Genomic DNA, 22,676 nt, shown 5'->3' with positions numbered 1-22,676 from the left:
CACGAAGTTTCGTATGAACTTCGTGGTTTTCTTATACACTTTTTTCTGAGACTATTTCCCTTTTCTGCGATGCAACAAAGCTTGGTTGATTCGTTGAGTTTTTTTATGGAGTTGCCAAATCTGGTACAGCCAGATCAGGCCGTAAATGGCTAGAAAGATCAACCAAGGAATCGGGCTCCGTAAGGCTGTCCCCCAGCCAAAAAACAAGTAGGTTAATGCTAAGATGGCAGCTGTCACAACTAAATGCAAAGCCACACGCAAACTATAGGTCAAAAACTCTTCTTCCTCAAGAATGAAGGTCAAGATGCCCATTGTCCCACTCATCAAAAATATCGCTAGGATGTTGCGGACATTTACAGCGGGATAGACGATGTTGGTATAGACATGGGATAATAACACCAAACACAAATAAAAGAAGGATCCTGTCCTCATACCAGATACAAAATAAGCTATAACTCGTTTCATCACTTTCTCCTATACCCCTAAATAATCCATCAAGGATTTGACATATTTCCGACTGACACTTGATTTTACTCCACGTGTCAGTTTAGCCATCATATTGCCTGAAAAACTATCCGATAGCGATTCTAAATGGTCGATATTCATCACAGCGTGGCGTGATATCTGTAAAAAATTACGACGATTAATCCGATGTTGAAAATTTATCAAAGTATCTCTGATGGTGAACGTTTTGTCTGTCGTATAAATGGTGAGCTGATTCTTATCAATCTCAGCTAGAATAATGTCATCAATTTTCACCATGATCAAATGATCATCTGTTTTGATAGGGATCACTACTTGATTCACTGTCGAAAATTGTTCGAGATACTCCATCACCTCTCGTGCTTGATCAGATAATTGCTTGGCTTGAATGACCACACAGGGGTCGTTTTCTGGGATATCTTGTTTTTCCTCAAAACGAATCTTCATTCCTACTCCAATTCTCACTTACTTTCTTTTACTCGATCTTTTTGCCAAGGAAATCCAAATCCCCAAAGCTAGAAGAATACCTCCTAACACTATAAGGTATGTTTGTTCCTTTGTCAATAAAGTTTGCCATTTGAGCTGAACACCCATTTTTTCTTGAAACTCTTGAAGAAGCTTATCTTGACCTTTAAAGGTCTCACTTAATGCTTCTTTCATGAGGACTTGTCGATAAAGTGCAGCAATATAAGTAGCTGGGGTACATTTCATTAGTAGTTGAGCAAAATTAGGTAGAACCCCCAAAGGAACATAAGTCCCTACCAAAAAACCAGAAGCTGTACCCACTATGGTCGAAAACTTCCCAAGACTGTCTACTGATTGGAAAAAATAAACAAAAATGACGTTCACTAAGCTAGAAAGTAGGCTACTAAGGAGCATAATGAGGAGCACTTCAGGTAATAGAGATAAGGTTGGAACTTCTCTAAAATAGCCACACATCAGCACATACATAAGGATCTGCATGGAAAAAGAAATGATGATTGCACTCGTTAGATACGAAAATGCTAACCGCCACTTTCCTTGATCCGATAAATAAAGATCCTGATCTACTTGATGTTCACGGTCCTTTACTAACTGAGTCAGGGCAGCCAGACTTGTCGTAATCCCTGTCACAGCCAGCGTCCCACTCATTAACCAATTATTTAACATAGGAGCACTATTGGGAAGCTGAGCCCAGGCATCTGTTAGATTTTTTTGAAGAAAAATAATATAGAGAATAAAGGAAATCAAGGCTCCCAACAAGGAGAAGAAAACACCTGAACGATTCCTAAAATACAATAAAAAATTTCGCTTTAGTAAGGCTAGCATTAGCGAACCTCCCTTCCTGTTAGTGCAATAAAGGCATCATCCATAGTCCCTGGACGAAACTCAAAATGGGCTAATTTATCTCTAACTTGTACCAGGTAATCAATGGCTTCCCTTTCACTCTCGGGTTGAAGAACATACTCCAATTGACTTTGTTGCTCTACTGACATTCCCGAAGATTTGAGACTTTCTATCTGCTGTCTCTCCTTGAAACGAATCTTTAAGATATTAGTAGCATACTGGCTTTTAATATCTAGTGCCGATCCTTGAGCAATCACTTTCCCATGGTCTACAATATAAATTTGATCAGCTTCATCTGCTTCGTCAAGATAATGTGTGGTCAATACAACAGTCATTCCCTCTTCTCTCTGCAATTGATAGAGCAAATCCCAAATAGACTTCCGGGTTTGAATGTCTAAACCTGTCGTTGGCTCATCTAAGAACAGAAGATCTGGGCCGTGCAGTAGAGCACGCGCAATGTCAACCCGACGCTTTTGGCCGCCTGAAAGCGTCCCATATTTCTGCTTTTGGAAAGCTGACAGGCCTAGTCGATCAATAAGATCAGACACACGATTTGGTTTTAGGCCTTTGTACTGTCTGGCACGAATGGTCAGATTTTCCCTAACCGTCAGCATCTCATCTAAAACACTGGTTTGGAAGACCACACCAATTTTAGTACCGGGTTCATAAATAATGTCGCCTTGCGTTGGTTGTTTCAAACCAATCAACATGGAAATCGTCGTTGATTTCCCCGCCCCATTTGGTCCTAGAATCGCATTAAACGTTCCCTTTTCAAACTGTAGGTGAATATGATCAACCGCTAGATGATTTCCATACCGTTTACTGATGTTTTTAGCTTGTAATATCATGTTCTCTCTCCTTTTTGACAATATCAGTCTAGCAAAAAAGCCGTTTAAAAAACGGCCTTTTGGGATAAGCGGTCAAAATGAGAACCTAAGTGGCAAGATGAAAGTGACAAAAAGAAGAAAATTTAATGCAACCATTCTTTTCCCCATTGATTCAAGTCCTTTAAAATCGGCATCAGTGATTTCCCTTTTTCTGTCAGCTCATATCCTGTATGAAGAGGCAGAGACTCATAATCATATTTCTCAATCAATTGGAGCTCTATTAAAACATCTAATCCACGTGTCAAACTGATAGTTGTAATCCCTTCAACTTCTCTTCTCAATTGATTGAAACGAACTTTCTTATGCTTGTTTATAACCCATAATATATTCATCCTCCATTTCCCACCAACCACATCTAAGACTCGAGACATACTACAGTTCCAATTTTTATTTGTTAACATTTTTTCTCCTTACAAAAATGTGCCTACTATTCAGGTAGTTTGTAAAGTATTATAATCTATTTATCATTTATTTTAAAGGAGTCACTTATGTTTATTGTAAATCTTACCTATATCAAGCCCCTTGATGAAGTTGAAAAATTCTTAGAAAAACACATAGATTTTTTAAATCAGTATTATACAGAAGGTCATTTTATCGCATCTGGAAGAAAAAATCCAAGGACCGGCGGTATCATTCTCATGAGAGCAAAAAATAAAGATGCTGTCCAAGAAATCATTGCACACGATCCATTCTATCAAAATAAGATTGCTCAATATGAGATCATTGAATTTGAGACAAGTAAATATTGTCCAGAATTGAAAACCGTCCTGAACAATCCAGTGGACAAAATTAGATAAAGAAACTCAAGGTCCACTCAATTCCGCGTAGAACCGTTAAAAAAGTGTGACTTAGTCCCATTAAAGCATCAGTTGCTATCTAGAGGCTCTTTTGTTACACTACTAATATGAATACACCGATCAAACCAAAATTACAACGATTTCAAACAGCCACTGCCTTTGCCTGTCCCATCTGTCAATTGGACCTAGAACTTGTGGGTACTAGTTTTAAATGTCCCAAGGCCCATTCCTTTGATTTGGCGAAATTTGGCTATGTTAACCTGGCTCCCCAGATCAAGCAATCAAAGGACTATGACAAAGAAAATTTCCAAAATCGCCAGCTGATCTTAGAAGCAGGGTTTTATGAGCCGATTCTAACAGCGATCGGACAAAAAATTCCGACTTGTGATGGCAAGATTCTAGATATCGGTTGCGGAGAAGGTTATTACTCCCGAAAACTACAAGAAGCTTATCCCCAAGCTACTTTCTATGCATTTGATCTTTCAAAGGAATCCGTACAACTAGCTGCCAAGAGTGATGCTAGCTGGAAGGTCAATTGGTTTGTAGGAGATTTGGCTCATTTACCCATTCAATCTAAGAGTATGGAGGTCATTTTGGACATCTTCTCCCCGGCTAATTACGCTGAATTTGAACGTGTCTTAAAGACAGAAGGGGTGATCATTAAGGTCGTCCCAACCTCTTCTCATCTAAAAGAAATTCGTCAGTTGGCCCAAGATCAATTGACCAAGCAATCTTACTCCAACCAGGAAATTTTGGAGCATTTTGAAGACCACTGCCAGTTCCTCTCATCCGAAACGGTCAGCCTTACCAAGAGTTTAACTCCTGAAGAACGCCAGGCGTTCCTCGCCATGACCCCCCTTCTATTTCACGTTGACCAAGAAAAAATCGACTGGAGCCAACTTACAGAAATCACCATCGAAGCTGAGCTGCTGGTTGGGAAAATCAAGATACAAAGGACTTAAAATACAAAGTAAAAAGGCTGAGACAAATCGTCTCAGCCTTTTTACTCATCTTCTGTATGCTCTGTCATGACTTGTAACGCACGTTTTTATATCCTTTTGGCTATCTGTACGATTTTTTCGAGTTCTTCTTTCCGTTGACGATCACTCATATACTCCACTCGTGTAACTTGTGTCATTTTAACCGGTTTAATACCACAGGGTTTCAAGATTTGAGATTTTAGAACCTTTGCGTAGTCTTGAGAAAAAGGAAGAAAAATTTTTGGCGTATTATGCGTCGTAATGATCCACGCTTTTCCATCTAGTTGCCCCACCGGACCTCGAGGTCCATTCTGATAAGCAAAACCTGCAACAAAAACACGATCAATAAAACCTTTTAAAATAGCTGGCATTCCACTCCACCAAGTAGGGAAAATAAAAATCAACTGATCCGCCCAACTCAATAAATCTCTATATGGTTTCATATCTTCATTATGCTGTAAATCTCTCCTTTTATGCCTTTCATCAAAACGTAAAACCGGATCAAAGTTTTCTTTATATAAGTCTACTATTTTAACTCTATGCTCTGGTGCTAAATGCTTTTGCACAGTTTGAAGGATTGATGCATTATAACTTGTTTCATTCGGATGTGAATAGATTATTAAAACATTCATCAGCTATCTCCTTTTATATAAATATCAAGCATCGTTCTGACGGTCTTTTGAACATCATTTTCTTTAAAGCTTTCTCCAACAGGACTCCTTACCAATAGAGCCAAACCAGCAATAAAACTCCAAAAATGGATCAAAATTTCTGCGTCACCACTAGAAAGATTTTCCTCATCTTTAAGTCTTAACGCTACCGACTTAAAATGTTCAAATCCTGGTAAAGAGGAGTTGACTGAAATAGTTTCCTGGAACAACTCCATATAGTTATATGGAAATTTGATAAATAATGCTTCAAATAGATAGGTTTCCTCTTGGGCAAACCTTACAAAGTTACAGCCCATCAGAGTTAGTTGAGTTATTGCATCTATGGAAGTATCAATTCCAAGTATCATATTTTTCAAAAAGAACATTGATAAGTGTTCCATAACAACTTGAATATATCTATCTTTACTTCCAAAATGCTTATAGGGAGCTCCATGAGTCACCCCACATTTTTGAGCTATTGTACGCATAGACATCCGGTCAATCCCGTTAGTTCTGATTTCTTCAATGCCGACCGAAATTAACTTTTCTTTCAGTTCTTCCGTATTCCGTTTCATTTGACCACCTTCCCTTATCGAAGTATACGTTGTCTACTTTTTATAAAGTATACACCGTCTACTTATTTTTGTCAAATAAAAAAATACTCAAAACTTAGCTTTAGAGTCCCTAACCTTCTGTTATGTACTCTCCTAAGGAAAGTTTCTAAGAAGATTTTATCTTCAATTAAAAGGCTGAGACGATTTGTCTCAGCCTTTTACTCATCTTCTGTATGCTCTGTCATGACTTGTAAGCGATAAGTTTTAGGCGATTTTCCACAGAGTTTGCGAAAAACCTTGTAGAAATAGCCAACATTACTGTAACCGACCTTGTAGCAGATATCTTCAATACTATCATTGGTCGATAAGAGGAGCTGCTGGGCAGCCTTGATCCGCTGTTTATTGAGGAGTTCTGCGAAAGTCGCATTGGTTTCTCGTTTAATCAATTGGCCCAAATAGACTGGATTGATAAAGAGACCCTGACTGATGTCCTTGAGTGACAGCTCTTTTTGGTAATCACGGCTAATCACTTGGAGGACACTCGCTACATTTTCATTCATCCGATAGTGGGATAAGAAACGGGACAACTCTTCCTGGATAAAACCAATCATCTCGCTAAAAGTGGCAGTTTCTTGGACTTTCTTGACTACATCAGCTAAATTATCACCTTGCAGGTATTCAAACAAATGAAAGACATCCATCAAAAATTGGATAAAGAGCTGCTTGGTCAGTGAGACCTTAGGTGTCTTCTCAAGGATCATTTTTTCTAACCAGTCCAGTTCTTCTAAGATCTGTTGGATATTTCCTTGCATGATCACCCGATAGGCCGGCTCGTAGTAATGGAAGACTTCTTCATCTTGATTGAGAGGGGTCGCCCCATAAAAGAGGCTCCGCTCCACTAGATCCTTAAATTGATGAAAGTGCTCCTTATACGGAGGTTCAAAGGCCTTCTCAATCATGGCTTCTTCTTCCTGATCCGAGATAAAGAGTTGAAGATTTTGCCCAAGAACTTGATAAGACGAGCTGATAAAGCCTTTTTTCTCCTTAGCGACTCCAATCCACAATGAGTTCCGACCTGCGATATAGCGACAAAACTCTTCCTCAGAGATATCATCGTGAATCAAACGGTCGGCCAACTCTTGGCTTGGTTGCTGGATTTTATGCTGAATTTTTTCTAGGATATTGCCCATCTCCACCTTATTGACAGGTTTGAGCAGGTAGTCTGCCACGCGCAAATTGAGAGCTGTCTTGACGTATTCAAAATCCTGATAGCCTGACATAATGATAAAGGCAGCATCTGGGATCAAATCCTTCATCTCAGCAATCATCTGAAGTCCAGTTTTCCCAGGCATATTGACATCCGTGATCACCACATCTACCGGATACTCTCGCACATAATCAAGGGCCTGGTCTGCATCTTCTGCAGTTGCGACCACTTCCATATTCCAGTGGTCAAAGGGGATTAATTTTTTTAACCCTTCTGTAATCATATACTCATCGTCTACTAATAAGACTTTGTACATTCTGTCTCCTTTATTCATCTTGAATGGTTATCGTATAAGTCACTCCATGGTTAGGTTGGGAGAAGACTTGGATATGGTAGCGATCTCCAAAATAGAGCAGCAGGCGTTCATGGACATTGACAATTCCGATGGACTGCCGACCACTCTTTTCTTCGATTTCTGAGCGTGGATTGCGATTGGCTAGCATCTCTTGAATGCTTTCTAGCTGTTCTTCTTTCATCCCGCGCCCATTATCAGTGATCAAGATGATGACCTGCCCTTCTCCTTGCAAGACCTTGACACTGATCACATTGTCCTTGCGTTTATGGTCCACCCCATGCGCAAAATAGTTCTCGACCAAAGGCTGGATGGTGAATTTTGGAATTTTCATTTTTTCCAAACCTGGATCGATCTTAAAGCCATAGGCAATCGATTTGGGATAACGTACCATGCAGAGGTAGCTGTATTTGCGACAAAATTCGAGCTCATTTTCAACCGTCGTCACTCGCTCATCTGAGATATTATTGCGCAAAAGACTACTAAACTCATAGATAATATCACCCAATTCATCCTGCTCTTGCATGACGGCATACATCCGTATAAATTCCAGTGTATTGTACATGAAGTGGGGATTGATCTGGGCTTGTAGTGCCCGCATATTGGCATCTTTTTGGCTGAGCTGTAGCTGGTAGATATCCCGAATATTCTTATCCATATTGTCTAACATGGTATTGATCATATTACCAATAACCAGCAGTTCTTGGTCCTTGGTCGAGGTATCAATCCGTCGTTCACTCTCGCCTTGACTGATCAGATTCATGGTATCGACCAAATCGAGGACTTGACGCCGGTAATTTTTGAAAATCTGCCGTAATAACAAGTAAAGGATCAAGAAAATCAGGAAAGCAATGGAGAGAAAAGTAGTCAGGTTAGCTAGACCCTTTTTGAGCAGATAACTTTCAGAAACAGCTACATCCACCTTGTAGCCATAGATCGTGCTACGGGTTTGCCATTTAACATCTTTTGATTGCCCCTTATCCCCTTCATGGTACATCTCTTTCCCAAAGGGAGTGAAAATCCGCACAGCGATCGGAAGATCGCCTCTGGCATTATCAATCGCTGCCGTCAAAATTTCTTGGTCCAGCGTCATATAAGCAATCCCAACTCCAGCACCCGTAGTCGGATCTGTCAAAGGAACCGGAATGGCTGTCGCAGGAGCCTTGTAATGGTCCGCCGATACTTGCTTGCCTCCCTGTGATTGCCGGGTAGAGACAAATACCGTCTTGTAATCAGACAAGGTGACATCGATACCCTCGATGTTTTTATTACTCAAATAGAGACTGTCAATATTCTTATGTAGGGACAATTGGATATAAGAAGGGAATTGGGCATTCAATCGCCAAGTCTCATACTCCGATGGTGACAAGGTAAAATAGCGATAAACTCCTTCTAATTTTGCAGGGTTTTCAACGAGGCTACGACCTTCTTGTGTGACCCGTTGATAAGAGGTCTCAAGATCCGTCACCACTTCGGTCAAGACCCGTTGGGCGATCCGGTCGGCTTCAGCTTGCTGGTTTTTCCAAGAGATCCCCGCGACAACTAGGCCCATAATGGTCAAAATGACTACCATGACATAGGCGTAGAATTTTAAAAGCGTACTTAACCAGATTTTTTTCATCGTTAGGATACCAATTTTTCGTGGATATTTTGATAAACAGGGTCAAAGATATCATTGACAAAGAAATGCCATACACCGATCAAGACGAAAAAGAGAAGGGCTGGCATATAGTAGCTAATGACGCCAAGTAGCGCAGTTCCAAGGATGAACTTGAGAACCGGACGAATGTCCAGCAACATTCCGATCAAACTGAGCTTGATACTATTGGCATAAGAGAGATCGAAATGAACTTGCAATTTCAAATAAACGGCGTAAGCTAGAGGCGCAACCAAGAGAAAAACCAGATTAAACAAGAGAACCAAAATTTGGAAGAAATTCAAGTGAGGAATCTGGATCATGAGGTACATGCCATAGAGAAGAACCCCTTCAATGGCAAAGAAGGTATAAAAGACTTGATTAGCCGGGCGTAGATTTTCTTTGAAGAGTTCCCAAGCGCGTGACCAATGATAGTCCTTGTAGGTCATGCCATTTTCCGCATAGAGGCTCATGATAGTGGCACTAGCGGGTCCTACTCCTAGCAGAACACCCCCACAGATCGTCAAGACCCAAAAAATCCCTGTTACCAGCATGGCAACATAGACTCTCGTAAAAATGAACTCGATGATTTTTCCCATCATTCAGCCTCTTTTCCAATTAGTGATTCTATTATACCATAAAAATAAAACGCTTTCCCCCTATTTGCATTGGTAAATTGAAATGTTGATTTTCATTTACAGTTCTATTTTCATAAAAAACTGTTCTTTGATACAGATCTATAAAATTATATAAAAATAAAAACATTTTATGAGTTAAAGTTATTCAATCATCTACCGAAACTTTCCGCCGTGAGAAAAGTGCTAGAAACACTAGTGTTTCTAGCACTCGGGAGTTTTGAAACTTTAGGTTCAAAACTAAGTCATGGAACTTCGTAGAAGTTCGCTGACGTCCGTACTCACATAAGGAAAGCTTCTAAGAGGACTTTCTCTTCAATATAAAAGGCTCTGGAGATCCCTCCAAAGCCTTTTCGAACTACCTGTTCTTATTTTTTAGAAGCAAGGAATTCGTCGTATTGTTTTTGCATTTCGTCAAGCACTTTTTGGTAAGCACCTTCTGATTTCAATTTTTCAAGCATCTTAGGAACTTCTACTTCAGGATCCACTGTACCAGTATTGATCGCACCTGCGAATTGGTTCAAAGTATTTGTAAGAGCAGTGATTTCTGATTTCACTTTATCTGTGTTAAAGATGAAGCCAAGTGCTGGAGATTCTTTTGCAGTTTCCAAGTCTTTCTTAGATTGTGCAATTTGTTCATCTGTTACGTTTTCGTTGATGTAAAGAATCCAGTTGTTACCAGTGTTCCATCCAGACATGTGAGTGTTTCCGTTGTAGCCATCCAAGACTTTGACACGGTTTTCTTTGCCGGGAACTTTTTCCCAGTTCTTGCCTTCTGGTCCATAAACAAGGCCGTTCAAGAGTTCTGGATCAGTGTTCAAGAGGTTCAACACTTCCATTGCTTTTTCTTTGTTCTTAGAGTTGTTTGAGATAACAAAGTTAGCTACTTGAGTAGTATTGTTCTTCTTGTACAGTTCAGTAAATGGTTTGATTTCGATCTTACGGTTTGCTACACGAGAAAGCAAGCTGTTACCGTAGTCAGCTGGCCCTACTGTTTCTTCACGAACCAACCATGTATCTTGAGAAAGATCATAACCAGTGTCGCTCGTTGCTACGTCTTTTGGAATGTATCCTGCTTCGTAGTATTTGTGAAGAGTCTTCAAGTTTTCTACATAACGAGGAATTGTGTAACGGTCAACGATCTTAGTAGTGTCACCTTTCAAGTCAACAACGAATGGAAGTCCATCAACAGCCACATAGTCAAAGTCATCTGAAGGTCCACCGTAGCTCTTGTTCATTGCAAATGGAACAACGTTTGGATCTTTTTCTTTGATGGCTTTCAAGACTGGTTCAAGAGAAGCATAGTCTTTCACGTTTGAAACGTCGATACCATATTTTTCAAGAAGTGGTCCGTTAAATGCAAAGTTTTGAGAAGATGCAACGTTAGCTGCTACTGGAACAGCATAGATCTTGCCGTTTACAGTGTTCCCTTTGATGTAAGCTGGGTCAAGTGCTTTGTAAAGGTCTTTCCCTTCTTTCTTGTACAATTCTGTCAAGTCAGCATAAGCACCTTTTTGAGCGTTGATCACGTAGTTATTAGCAAAGGCGATATCATAGTTTTCACCAGATGAGATGATAACATTCATTTTTTGTGCGTAGTCACCCCAACCAAGGTACTGGATATCCAATTTTGCGCCAACTTTCTTTTCAATGATCTTGTTGGCATTTTTAAGAAGAACATCCAAGTTATCAGGTTTATCCCCGATTTGGTACATCTTGATGATTGGTTTACCATCTTCAGTTGTTGCAGATTTCTTGTTGTTCCCTGTAAGGTTTCCACAAGCAGCAAGAGTAGCTCCAAGAGCAATGACACTAGCAGATGCTAACGCGTATTTTTTCCAATTTTTCATAAGAAAAATCTCCTTTATGTTATTTTCTTTTTAGACTAAGTTATGAGTTGAAAATCTTGCTGATTTTCAATGAACGATGTTATTCTTTCACACCACCGATGGTCAAGCCTTTTACAAAGTAGCGTTGGAAGAATGGATAGAGAATGGCGATTGGCACTGTTGCCACAACCACCATGGCCATACGTCCTGTTTCCCGTGGGATGGATTGTACAGCTCCTGCCAATTGGCCGGATACCCCGACGTTTTTAGCGATGTAATCCATATTGTTTTGAATTTGCATCAAGAGGTATTGCAATGGGTAAAGGTTGTCACTCTTAATATAGAGGAGGGCGTTGAACCAGTCATTCCAGAACCCTAAAGCGGTGAACAAACTGATGGTCGCAATCCCTGGAAGAGACAATGGCAAGCAGATTTGGAAGAAAATCCGTGTTTCACTTGCCCCATCGATCCGAGCGGATTCAAGGATGGCTTCTGGAATGGTCCGTTTAAAGAAGGTCCGCATCAAGATGATGTTAAATGGACTGAGCAACATTGGGATAATCAAAGCCCCGATGGTATCACCTAACTGCAAGAGTTGAGTGGTCACAATGTAGCTTGGAACCAACCCTGCACTAAAGAGCATACTAAGGAGTGAAAATACGGTAAAGAACTTGCGGTATTTAAAGGTACTCCGTGAGATTGCGTAAGCATAGGTTGTGGTGATAAAGACATTACATGCTGTTCCCACAATGGTCACAAACAAGGTAATGAAGAGGGCTTGCAAGATTTTGTCTTTGAACTGTACTAAGAAGAGGTAACCATCAAATCCAAATTTTGCTGGCCAGAATTGGAAGCCATGGACTGCCAAACTTTGTTCGTCTGTCAAAGAGATCATGACAACGAAGATGAAGGGAAGCACACAGGTCAAGCCGACCAAGGTCAACAACAAGGTAAAGAAGAAGTTGCTCTTCTTACTGAAAGAATGGATCCCGACATTATCAATTTTTTCTTTTTGAATGGTTGATTTTTTCATACGATCCTCCTTTCTAGAAGAGAGCGGCATTCTTATCAATGCGACGGGCAATGATATTTGAGATCAAAACAAGAACCAAACCGACTACCGATTGGTAAAGACCGGCTGCTGCTGTCATCCCGATATCCCCTGACTTGGTCAGACCGTTGTAGACATAAACATCAATAACGTTTGTCACACTATAGAGCGCTCCAGCATTATGCGGGATTTGGTAGAAAAGACCGAAGTCTGCGCGGAAGATATTTCCGACTGCAAGAATGGTCAAAACCGTAATCAAGGAAGACAACTGAGGAATGGTGATGTTGCGAATGCGTTGCCACTTAGACGCACCATCCACGGTCGCTGCTTCATAGTAAGTTGGGTCAATTCCCATGATGGTTGCATAGTACATGACACTGCTATAACCAAAGCCTTTCCAAATTCCTAAGAAGAGGAGAAGCGCTGGCCAGATCCACAATTCCGAGTAGAAATTGATGGCTTTCATACCAAATGAAGTTAAGATGTGGTTGACCAATCCTTTGTCCACGTTCAGGAAGGCATCGGTGAAGAAGCTGATGATAACCCATGATAGGAAGTATGGGAAGAGCATGGAGGTTTGAAGCACCTTGACCACTCTTTTTGATCTCAACTCACTAAAGATGATGGCGATCCCAACGGAAACAATCAATCCTAAGAAAATGAATCCTAAGTTGTACAATACCGTGTTTCTTGTAATAATGTAGGCATCTTTGGAACTAAAGAGGAATTTGAAGTTGTCAAAGCCAACCCACTTACTCTTCATGACACTGTCAATGAAGCCCTCTCCCGTAATATGATAGTCCTTAAATGCTACGATATTCCCAAAAACCGGAATATAGAAGAATAAGATTAACCACGCTGCACCAGGTAAGACCATTAAAAGAAAAATGAAATTTTCTCTCAGAGTCCTTACAAACTTTTTCATTTAACTCCCCCCTTTGAGCCTTGAGCGTGTTTATTTGCTTTGGTAGCGTTTACATCACCTATTATAAGATAGCCCATTTACATTTTCAAACTCCTAATTATAGAAAAAATTCTACAAATTTATGACATAGTTTTAAAAAAGAGTAGAAAAGGGTGGTCGTAAAGACAGCTCCTCTTCTACTCCTATCGACCATGGATGAGATTTCTGTCATCCGACTTGGCATTTTTTACGTTGTATAAATGGTTGAGGCAGTCGCAATAGTATGCCACTGATTAGCCGTTGTGGCTGCGAAGTCCTGATCTCCGTAGAAATCGTTGAATGGCAAGATTTCTACTTCTAGTTCATCGATACATGTGATGGAACCAGCTAGATAGTCTTCAATCCGACTTTCAGCTCGCTTGATCCGTTGCAAGAGTCCACCCATCCGGATGTCTACGGTATCCAAGCCAAAGACCTTGTTTTCTTTCAACCATTGGTGGCTAAAGAGGTCATGGAAGGTTTCAATCTGGCTTCTGAGTTTTGGCAATTCTCCTCTAGCGATTTGTTGCAAGCTCTCTTTATCACCTGCTTGATAGGCCTCACGAATGCGTCGGCCCACATCCACTTTATTACTTAAAATGGCATTCAACTGAGCCTGAGTCTCAAAGAGATAGGCGTAGACACCCGCTTTTTCTTTAATGTCAGAAAGAATCTCAGCTGCTTGGGCAAAGTGTGGCTTGTCCTGTTCAGGTGTCATGTGCTTGTCAAGAATTGGGCAAAGAACATCCTGATAAAAGACATAGCGGTTAGGGTTAATCCCACTGAGATTGTCTGGTAGGTCTGGCAAGAGGTTGGCCAGATCCAGCTGCATAAAGTCCTCAACGGATAGGCCTGTATTGGTCTTAAAGTGAGCTGAAAGACGCTCTAAATCATTGCAATAGCTGAGTTCTGCCCAAATTTGTAAACTTGGGAGAATCGAGAACTGGGCTGTTTCACCACCATTGTCCCCCCAGCCCGTCACAATGACTTCCTTGATCTGATTAGCACGGCAGGCTTTATTGGCTTCAAGAGCGACGAGGCGACTGAAATGGTTGTGGGGCGTAAAACCAATCCACTTCCAGGCACCACCAGCAAAGGCAATATCCTGACTAATCTTATGGTGATTACGGAAGTTTCGGTTGTATTTTTCCTCGCTATCCTGATAATAATCCCAGTAAACCAAGGTCACACGGTCTTTAAGACGGTCTAAATAAACTCGTGTTTCTTCTGGAATTTCTACCTCACGGTCGTACTGGCCATCTGCTGACATAAGCTTGAAGAACATATCACTCCACATCTGGCAGTGGAAACCATACTTGTCTGCAATATCCAGCACGCGCTCCAAATGTTGGCACATAAGGAGACTCCGATCCACAATACCGTTCAAGATAAGATAACGACCCAAACCGACCAAGTGAGCTTCGTCCATCCCGATGTTGACCTTGCGAGTTTGTAATTTAGATAACGTCGCAAACATACCGTCAATCAGGTCGTAGACTTTTTCTTCACCGATGAGGAGAATATCCTCTACATCGCGGAGTTGCTGGACTTCCTTAACCCCCCATTTAACAAAGGCTGATAAATGAGCCAAGGTCTGGATGCATGGGACAAAGGTCATGTCAAACTGCTGGGCATAGTCTTCGATTTCCTGTAACTCTTCAGCTGAGTAGGCTCCACGGAAATAACCAAAGTAAGGTTGCCCCTCAATCTGATAGGTGTCCTCCATATAGAGCTCAAAGGTTGAATAACCCATCAGAGCCAAGAGTTCAATCATCTGTTTGGCTGATGCGACATTGAGCACGGCGTTGCGCGAACAGTCGGCCATATAGGCCAAATCTTCATAAGCCGCCTGTTCTTCAATCTCTACTTTGTCTCCTTCTGCTAAAGCTGTTGCTAGCACAGACAAGGCGCGGTAGAGTTGATGAGGTTTGCGGTAGGTCAGTTGATACTGCCCATTCTCACCCTTGATAGAGATAGAAGCTTGGTCAGACTGAGCGACCGCCACCTCTACATCTGGTAGAGAAATGTGATTGTTTAATACTTCAACAGCTTGGGCTTGTTTGGGACTAAGTCCTGTAAAACTTACCATTGGTTTTCCTCCTGTAACCAGTTGACAAGGGCACCGTAGAGATTGGCATCTGCCTGATAGGTGCAAACTTGAATCACTGGAGCAATTGTATATTCTTCATATCTTTCCACAAAGATGTCTACTGCTTTTTGCACCCCTTTGATAAAATCTGGGTTTTGACTGATAGAGCCACCTAGGCTAATCACATCTGGGTCAATGAGATACTGGATATTGAGCAGTCCTTGAGCAAGATTACGATTCATGCGCTCAATGGCTTCCTGGCAAAGGGCATTGCCGGCTGCAGCCTCTTGGTAGACCTTACGTCCATCCCAGTCAGACTGACCTGATTTTTCAATCACATAGCGAACCATGTTTCCTGTAGAAGCGAGTTGTGACCAGTTATTGAGCTTTTCTGCAGGCTCGATAGTTGTCATGTAGCCAAACTCACCGCCCAAGCCATGACGTCCACGGTGAAGCTTGCCATTGATAATCATGGCTCCACCGATTCCGGTACCAATCACGACACAGGCTGCATTTTCAATCTCAGGATGCGCCAGCAATTCACTCAGTCCAACACAGTTGGCATCATTTTCTAGATGGACAGGTAGCTTGTGATGAGAAAGGGCCTCATACCATGAAAAACCATGGATATAAGGAATGGCACTGATCCCTTCAATTACCCCTGTTTCTTGGTTAACAGCCCCTGGCACACTCATAGCAATCCCACGGTAGTCACGTTCTGACAATCGCTGGTCCAGCCAAGCTAGCAAATCTTCTAGAGTTTCTGGAGTTGGGGTGCTGGCCTTATCTAAAATCTTTCCATCCGGAGTGAGACTAGCAAACTTAATCCCAGTCCCTCCGATATCAATCGTTGCAATGGTCATTGCTTTTACCTGTAAAAAGGAGCGAGTCAGCAGTTGGTTCTTACTTTTTCGCTCCTCCTTTCCTTTTATTGTTTCTTCAGCTGCAACCAGCTATACTTCTTCTTTTTTAATCCATTCTGTCCGGATTTCTTGCGGTGCCAATAAACCTGTATGGACCGGATACGGTTGTTCCAGAAGATCGACAACCGTTTGTTGTCCTTCTGACACGCGCACATTTTCTTGGCTCATGTTGTAATAGCGAAGGATGTAACCTTCTTCATTTTCTGCTACCTTAAAGGCTGTTGGACAAACCTGAGGATGCGTCAAGGCTGTATGCTTGAGTAAGCTACCAGACGCTGCTACACTTCCTTCTTGTTTTTCAACTTGAAGGCTGGTCATCGGTGTCTGCAAAGCTTTGGCACGACGAAAGGCTGAGAAACGCCCCTGAGCTTGATGGCATTCTACTGCATATTCAACCTCAAAGTTCCGCAAACATTGTGCTTCTGGTGTTGGGAAATAGCCCCAGTCACCAAGTTCACCGGAAGCACGGAGAAGTGTTACAGCTATCGTATCGTCTCCAAGGATTTCGTATTCATGCAATCCTTTATTGGCCACTGTTACCCCTTTGACGTCATCATACAAGCTGACGAAAGCTTGCTGGTGTTGAGGATTTTCAGGATTTTCCCAAGAAGCAGCCGGTTTATTTGGCCGTGTCACAACCTCATAGATACTTTCAGAATCGTTGCTTGGACGTGTATTGTGAGTCTTGACCAGAAGACGGATGCGGTGATCCTTGGCAGTATTGGTAAAGCGCGTCTTGAAGCGAATTTGTGGATCATCTACAAAGATGGTCATCTCCGTTTCAAGAGGGATCGTTGTCAGCTCTTCTGAGCGACTTGCCTTGCGGTTCATAAACTCGATAATGCCTCTTTGCTCCGCATCCAATTGTTCATCCGCGCTAACCGGGATCGTCAAGTCATGCTTGAGCAAGATTTTGGCATAGCGAGCATTGTTTTCCAAGACCTCATAAGCTGTTAACTCCGCATAGATCGGTTCGGTTCCTTTTGGTTGGAAGTAGATATATTCATTTCCGATATCCCCACGATCTTCAAAGCGAAGGAAATCCTCATAAGCCTCATTGGTCGTTTTATCATAGAGGGTCAAGCCATCATCGATACTAAGGGTTACAAATGGCGTATCGATCACCCCATTTTGGAACAGACCATCATGATGAGGTGCTTTGCCTTCTAAGAGCTGGAAGGTGGTCCAAGAAAGAGGCGCTAGGTGAACTGGAACCGTCACGCGCACTTGACGTGCAATATAGGGTTGACGGAATTTATCCTTAGGCAGGGTATAGCCAAAGCTTGCTCCCAAGTCCTCAATCTCTGCTTCTACAAGATGCCCCTCTAAATCTTCTACGTGGTAGTCTGGCAAGCTCAAAGCGGCCATTTTCTTGAAGCCTTCTGTCGGATGCAATTCCTTAAATGGACAAACCGCAACATCGACAATCGTGCTGACGGTGTCCACCTTATTATGCAAGCCAGTATTGATGACCGTAAAGAGGTGCTCACTCTGGGCTTTTTGAGTTGCTAGTTTACCTTTCCATTCGTTGAGAAGGTTGGTCTTGACAAAGTTTCCGACTTGATTGACCTTGGCAAAACGAACTTCCATCTCACGGTGAACATCATCTACGCTACATCCACATATACTATCGTGTGGCGCATTTTGTAAGAGTGTCTTCCAGGCATAGGTCAATTGATCCTTGTGGTTGTGACCACCAGTAATGATGGTCAAAGGTTCCACCACTTGCTCCAGCAAGTTGCTGTTTTCTTGGAAGGCTTGCTTGAGATAAATCCGAGAGGAAGACGTATTTGCCAGTGTGTACCAACCATCGGTTTCCTGACTGGTCAATTCTCCCGTAACCGTAGATAATTGCTCAGGAAGCGCACTTTCCACTGCTTGAACATATTCATCAAAAGAGCTATGAATAAAGGTCACGTCAGGGAAGAGTTCATTGGCCACGCGAATAGCTTCACTCAAGTTCCGTTGAACGGGTTGGTGGTCACAACCGTTCATCATCAACCATTGGTTGGTGGAGGCATAGTCACGAACATCTGCCAATTTTTGTTTCCAAAAAGCTAAAGCCTCATCTTTATCCACTGGAATTTCATTCCCATTACTGTACCAGTTGGCAAAAAGAATACCGAGTACGCGACTACCATCCGCCCCTTGCCAGTACATTTCAGAAAATTGAGAGGTAAACTGCTCATCTTCGAGGACTTGGTTGTCAAATCCGATTGGTTTGACTCCACGACCAAAGGCTGCTACGTGGATACCTGATTTTTGAAGAATTTGAGGTGCTTGCCCCATATTTCCAAAGGTATCTGGGAAGTAACCAATCTGAGTGGATTTGCCCCATTTAGCGCATTCAGCCTGTCCAATCAAGGTATTGCGGACGTTGGCTTCACTGGAGATCAGGTAATCATCCTGCAAGATATAGAAAGGACCAATCTTGAGCTTGCCCTCGTCGATATAACGTTGCACCTTGTCGCGGTTTTCAGGGCGAATTTCTAAATAGTCGTCAAGGACAATGGTTTGTCCATCTAAGTGGAAACTTTTGAACTCCGGATCATTTTCAAAAAGATCAAAGAGATTGTCAAACAGTTCCACCAATTGCATCCTGTGGCTTTCAAAAGGTAGATACCACTCACGATCCCAGTGGCTGTGAGAGATGATATGTACAACAACATTTTCCATGAGTAAAACCTCATTCTAACTTAAATTTAAAAATATATTTTTGATTCTTTCCCAGAATCTGTTAAGCGACAGCTCATTAGCGAATATCCAAGTAATCCAAGACCAATTCACAGAACATCATGTTGGCCCAAGAGAACCATTCACGCGAATATTTGGTTGGATCATCTACGTGGAAGCTTTCGTGCATCACACCTGTTCCGCCATCACAGGCAACTAGTTGGTCTAGCAAGTATTTTTTTTCAGCTTTATCTGTAGCTGTTAAGCCTTGGATTGATAGGGCAATCGGCCAGATATAACGATAGAAGGTATGAGAGCTTCCGAGACCGCTAGCGTATTCTCCTTGGTAGAAGTATGGATTTTCAGGGCTGAGAATGGTGCGACGAGTTGCTTGATACACTTCGTCATTGACATCACAGTAACCAAGATATGGAGCAGCTAACAAACTTGGTACGTTAGGATCGTCCATGATGCTAGCATTTCCTAAACCATCCACTTCAAAGGCATAGATCTTCTCGCCCTTGTTGTTAGTCGTGTAGGCGTAATTTTCGATTCCTTCTTGGATTTCAGCCTGCAGACGTTTAGCATCAGCAATGATGCTTTCACTATCAGCTAGACTCAATGTAGCAAAGATTTCTTGGACATAACCTAAGACAACGACTGCGAACATATTTGACGGAATCAAGTAGCTATACTGACAGCAGTCATCACTTGGACGAAAGGCTGACCAGGTCATCCCTGTCACGGCAAAATCTGGCCCAAAGCCGTCATTCACCAGCGTGTCTTCCTTACGATCAGTATCTCGAACGAAGCGATAAGGGGAGTTGTTATGGTCTTGTTCCACCGTCCAGAGATGAAGAATCTCCTTAGTCGCTGTGACAAAGGTTTCATCAAATTGGCTAGTCTCACCAGTTTCTTTCCACAGAAGATAAGCCAGCTGCAAGGGATAGCACAGCGAATCCACTTCATACTTGCGCTCCCAAATCCAGCCATTCAAATCGGTGTGGTCGGTCTCGTGATGGCCTTTCCAGTTCTCCTCAATATTAAAAGAGTTGGCATAAGGATCCTTGAGAATCAAGGTCATCTGACGTTTGACCAAACCAGCAATGGTCTGGCGCAATTGGGAATCTCGTTTAGCCACATGAAGATAGGGCCTCAATTGAGCCGTTGAGTCACGCAACCACATAGCTGGGATGTCCCCTGTTAACACAAAGGTTGACCCATCTTCTAAAATTTCAACTGTATTATCCAAAGTATCTGTATAACAACGTTCAAAGACATCCACCCACTCAGGGTATTCCTTAGCACGCTCAGCCACTTGATCCAACCATTCTCGCACAATTTCTTTTGAATAGGTCATTTATTTTCCTCACACGTATCGATTCTTTCCTATTCAGTATAAAAGATTTCAAATGGGAAATACATACGCAAACTATAGCCCTTTTTCTACAAAATTTTCCATTTGATAAAAACGCTATCATATTTGACAACACTTTGATACAATGAAGAAAATACCAGCGCGTGTTCCAAGAAAAACACAGATCATTTAAGGTTGATGAAGAAAAAGGAGACAAGATGCGCACACATTGCCAAACCATCGATACCCGCTGGGGAAGCGATAATCATCCCCACTATTCGCACGGGAACACCCTCCCTTATACCGGAGTCCCTTTTGGGATGAACTACTTCCTTCCCCAGACGACACACGAACAGGGGGCTTGGTTTTTCAACCCCAATCTCCCTATTTTTCAGGGATTTCGCCTCACCCACCAGCCTAGTCCTTGGATAGGAGACTACGCTTGGTGCCTCATCACGCCCATCACAGGGGAAGTTGCAAGTTCCGACCTCTTCCGTCGTCAAAGCAGTTATTCGATGAAAGAAGCCGTTTTCCAACCCCACTACCTCCGTATTTTTTCGGAACGTTATCAGATTCAAAGCGAGCTAGTTCCAAGCCGCTACGGGGCTATCATGCACTTTCGAGCACCAGAAAAGCTGACACTCTGCTTTCATGCAGCAAAGGAACTAGAGGACTTGACTCTGACAGGCCAAACCTGCCACTTCCACATTCTGGATCAGGCCCATACCGCAGATACTTCCTACTCTTTCTATCTCCAGTGGCAATTTAGCCAGCCGATTGAGAGCGTCACTCACATCGATCAAGATCTTTTTCTGACCTTTGCGAGCAATGAAGTGACCGTCCAATTAGGAACTTCTTATCTGTCCCAAGACATGGCTCACAGCCATCTTCCCCACCTTCCCTTAGAAGAAGCTAAAAAAGAAGCAGCCGATCAATGGAATCAGCTGCTAAAACGAATTGAAGTAAAAGATACCGGAGGGCGTGACCAAGCCTTTTTCGATCATTGCCTTTACCGACTCCTCCTTTTCCCTCAAACCTTTTATGAAACAGATACCGAGGGAAATGACTGGCACCTGGATGTCACCCATAATGAAATCAAACCAGGAAAAGCTTATACCAATATCGGATTTTGGGACCTCTTTCGGACCTCTTTTCCGCTCTTTAGCCTTGTCTACCCCGATTACTACCGTCACTTTCTCGAAGGATTTTTAAACACTTACAAGGATACTGGTTTTCTACCAAAATGGTTGGCCCCAGATGAACGAGGGATGATGCCAGGCACCCTCATCGATGGCGTCTTTGCGGATGCTGTCACTAAAGGGATCGCACCAGACCTACATGAAAATATGCTCACAGCTATGCTCCAGACGGCTCATAAAACAGATCCCACTCAACATTTTGGTCGCCATGGCAATGAAAGCTACACGGCCCTTGGCTACCTCCCCGATGATTTTCACGAAAGTGTGAGCCATAGCCTAGATTATGCCTATAGTGATTTTTGCATTGCTACCGTTGCCAAGCAATTGGGTCATACAGAAACAGCCGCTCGGTATGCTGCTTCCAGCCTCTCCTACCGAACATTGTACGATGCCCAAACAGGCTTCATGAGAGCCCGATCCACCAATGGAAACTTTAAAGAGCCCTTCTCTCCTACCAGCTGGGGAGGAGATTTTGCAGAATGTTCTGCAACCCAGGCTACTTTTGGAGCCTTACACGACCTCTCCGGTCTGATAGAGCTAATGGGCGGTGAAAAAGCCTTTACCCAACGACTGCTGGATCTAGCCAATCAAAAACCTCAATTTGATGTAAGAGGATATGGCTATGAAATCCATGAAATGAGTGAAATGGCCCAAGCCCCATTTGGGCAGATCGCCATCTCCAATCAACCCAGCTTCCACATTCCCTACCTCTTCCGTTACAGCCTTCATCCCGAATACACCAATCTCCTGATCCACCAGATCCGTTCCCAAGCTTTCCATCAAGATTTCCAAGCCTATCCAGGTGATGAGGACAATGGTAGCCTATCTGCTTGGTACATCTGGTCAGCCCTTGGACTCTATCCAACCTGTCCTGGAAAACCAATCTATGATCTGGGCCTCCCTCTCTTTAAAGAAGTCCTTCTCCATCTTCCCAAGCAAGAGCTCAAGATTTGCGCCAACTCACACACTGCAGGCGCCTATTTCATCCAAAAAGCCCTATTAGATGGCAAAGAGAAACAAGAGGTTTCCCATCAAGATCTCCTTGAAGCCCAATTGCTCCAATTTGAGCTTTCTTGGCTCCCCCCACATGCATAAGAAAAAGAGA

General features: G+C 42.5%; 20 protein-coding genes. 3 read left to right on the top strand and 17 right to left on the bottom strand.

Going from position 1 to position 22,676, the window contains the following annotated elements; translation table 11 throughout:
• Nucleotides 1-51 precede the first annotated feature (51 nt).
• From O3646_RS04305 to O3646_RS04285, 5 genes are all read right to left on the bottom strand, one after another.
• A complete protein-coding gene (locus O3646_RS04305; protein ID WP_070505316.1) occupies nucleotides 52-465 on the bottom strand; it encodes a DUF3021 domain-containing protein in 414 nt (137 codons plus the stop codon).
• Nucleotides 466-474: 9 nt separating this feature from the next.
• Nucleotides 475-930, bottom strand: coding sequence for a LytTR family DNA-binding domain-containing protein (locus O3646_RS04300; RefSeq protein ID WP_049513831.1), 456 nt, complete (start codon nucleotides 928-930; stop codon nucleotides 475-477).
• Nucleotides 931-948: 18 nt separating this feature from the next.
• Nucleotides 949-1,791, bottom strand: coding sequence for an ABC transporter permease (locus O3646_RS04295; RefSeq protein ID WP_129824441.1), 843 nt, complete (start codon nucleotides 1,789-1,791; stop codon nucleotides 949-951).
• Complete coding sequence (locus O3646_RS04290) at nucleotides 1,791-2,657, bottom strand: ABC transporter ATP-binding protein (protein WP_129824440.1); 867 nt, start codon at nucleotides 2,655-2,657, stop codon at nucleotides 1,791-1,793. The genes O3646_RS04295 and O3646_RS04290 overlap by 1 nt, the downstream gene beginning before the upstream one ends.
• A gap of 122 nt (nucleotides 2,658-2,779) precedes the next feature.
• Complete coding sequence (locus O3646_RS04285) at nucleotides 2,780-3,097, bottom strand: helix-turn-helix domain-containing protein (protein ID WP_129824439.1); 318 nt, start codon at nucleotides 3,095-3,097, stop codon at nucleotides 2,780-2,782.
• An 87-nt stretch (nucleotides 3,098-3,184) separates the two neighbouring features.
• Here O3646_RS04285 and O3646_RS04280 point away from each other — a divergent pair, with 87 nt between their 5' ends.
• Nucleotides 3,185-3,493 carry a YciI family protein gene (locus O3646_RS04280; RefSeq protein WP_129824438.1) on the top strand — a complete coding sequence of 103 codons (309 nt, stop codon included), beginning with the start codon at nucleotides 3,185-3,187 and terminating at the stop codon, nucleotides 3,491-3,493.
• 107 nt (nucleotides 3,494-3,600) lie between these two features.
• Entirely contained in the window at nucleotides 3,601-4,455 is an 855-nt protein-coding gene (locus O3646_RS04275; protein ID WP_129824437.1) for a putative RNA methyltransferase, read from the top strand.
• Nucleotides 4,456-4,541: 86 nt separating this feature from the next.
• Here O3646_RS04275 and O3646_RS04270 read toward each other — a convergent pair whose 3' ends face one another.
• From O3646_RS04270 to O3646_RS04215, 12 genes are all read right to left on the bottom strand, one after another.
• A complete protein-coding gene (locus tag O3646_RS04270; RefSeq protein WP_129824436.1) occupies nucleotides 4,542-5,105 on the bottom strand; it encodes an NAD(P)H-dependent oxidoreductase in 564 nt (187 codons plus the stop codon).
• On the bottom strand, nucleotides 5,105-5,698 hold the full coding sequence (locus O3646_RS04265; protein ID WP_129824435.1) for a TetR/AcrR family transcriptional regulator: 594 nt from the start codon (nucleotides 5,696-5,698) through the stop codon (nucleotides 5,105-5,107). Before O3646_RS04265 ends, O3646_RS04270 begins: the two co-directional genes overlap by 1 nt.
• 197 nt (nucleotides 5,699-5,895) lie before the next feature.
• Nucleotides 5,896-7,200: a response regulator transcription factor gene (locus O3646_RS04260; protein WP_024055441.1), complete on the bottom strand. Its 1,305-nt coding sequence runs from the start codon at nucleotides 7,198-7,200 to the stop codon at nucleotides 5,896-5,898.
• 10 nt (nucleotides 7,201-7,210) lie between these two features.
• On the bottom strand, nucleotides 7,211-8,857 hold the full coding sequence (locus tag O3646_RS04255) for a sensor histidine kinase (RefSeq protein ID WP_371610583.1): 1,647 nt from the start codon (nucleotides 8,855-8,857) through the stop codon (nucleotides 7,211-7,213).
• A 2-nt stretch (nucleotides 8,858-8,859) separates the two neighbouring features.
• Nucleotides 8,860-9,471 (bottom strand): YesL family protein, encoded by a 612-nt coding sequence (locus O3646_RS04250; protein ID WP_021154271.1) that lies wholly within the window; start codon nucleotides 9,469-9,471, stop codon nucleotides 8,860-8,862.
• A 404-nt stretch (nucleotides 9,472-9,875) separates the two neighbouring features.
• Nucleotides 9,876-11,357 carry an ABC transporter substrate-binding protein gene (locus O3646_RS04245; RefSeq protein ID WP_003009706.1) on the bottom strand — a complete coding sequence of 494 codons (1,482 nt, stop codon included), beginning with the start codon at nucleotides 11,355-11,357 and terminating at the stop codon, nucleotides 9,876-9,878.
• Between the two features lie 79 nt (nucleotides 11,358-11,436).
• Nucleotides 11,437-12,369, bottom strand: coding sequence for a carbohydrate ABC transporter permease (locus O3646_RS04240; RefSeq protein WP_003004100.1), 933 nt, complete (start codon nucleotides 12,367-12,369; stop codon nucleotides 11,437-11,439).
• Between the two features lie 13 nt (nucleotides 12,370-12,382).
• On the bottom strand, nucleotides 12,383-13,312 hold the full coding sequence (locus O3646_RS04235) for a sugar ABC transporter permease (RefSeq protein ID WP_003009701.1): 930 nt from the start codon (nucleotides 13,310-13,312) through the stop codon (nucleotides 12,383-12,385).
• Between the two features lie 226 nt (nucleotides 13,313-13,538).
• Nucleotides 13,539-15,419 carry a beta-N-acetylhexosaminidase gene (locus O3646_RS04230; protein WP_371610582.1) on the bottom strand — a complete coding sequence of 627 codons (1,881 nt, stop codon included), beginning with the start codon at nucleotides 15,417-15,419 and terminating at the stop codon, nucleotides 13,539-13,541.
• Nucleotides 15,413-16,282 carry an ROK family protein gene (locus tag O3646_RS04225; RefSeq protein ID WP_371610581.1) on the bottom strand — a complete coding sequence of 290 codons (870 nt, stop codon included), beginning with the start codon at nucleotides 16,280-16,282 and terminating at the stop codon, nucleotides 15,413-15,415. Before O3646_RS04225 ends, O3646_RS04230 begins: the two co-directional genes overlap by 7 nt.
• A 90-nt stretch (nucleotides 16,283-16,372) precedes the next feature.
• Entirely contained in the window at nucleotides 16,373-19,018 is a 2,646-nt protein-coding gene (locus tag O3646_RS04220) for an alpha-mannosidase (RefSeq protein ID WP_031572543.1), read from the bottom strand.
• Between the two features lie 76 nt (nucleotides 19,019-19,094).
• Complete coding sequence (locus O3646_RS04215; RefSeq protein WP_070505308.1) at nucleotides 19,095-20,375, bottom strand: glycoside hydrolase family 125 protein; 1,281 nt, start codon at nucleotides 20,373-20,375, stop codon at nucleotides 19,095-19,097.
• 215 nt (nucleotides 20,376-20,590) lie between these two features.
• On the opposite strand from O3646_RS04215, the gene O3646_RS04210 reads away from it, so the two are divergent.
• On the top strand, nucleotides 20,591-22,666 hold the full coding sequence (locus O3646_RS04210) for a GH92 family glycosyl hydrolase (RefSeq protein WP_070505307.1): 2,076 nt from the start codon (nucleotides 20,591-20,593) through the stop codon (nucleotides 22,664-22,666).
• The last annotated feature ends 10 nt before the right edge of the window (nucleotides 22,667-22,676 follow it).

Origin of the sequence: Streptococcus sp. 27098_8_148 (genome assembly GCF_041432105.1) — a bacterium.
In the GTDB taxonomy this organism is placed as follows: domain Bacteria; phylum Bacillota; class Bacilli; order Lactobacillales; family Streptococcaceae; genus Streptococcus; species Streptococcus parasanguinis_AE.
The sequence above is the reverse complement of the archived record's forward strand: the minus strand, read 5'-3'. Positions and strand labels throughout refer to the sequence as shown.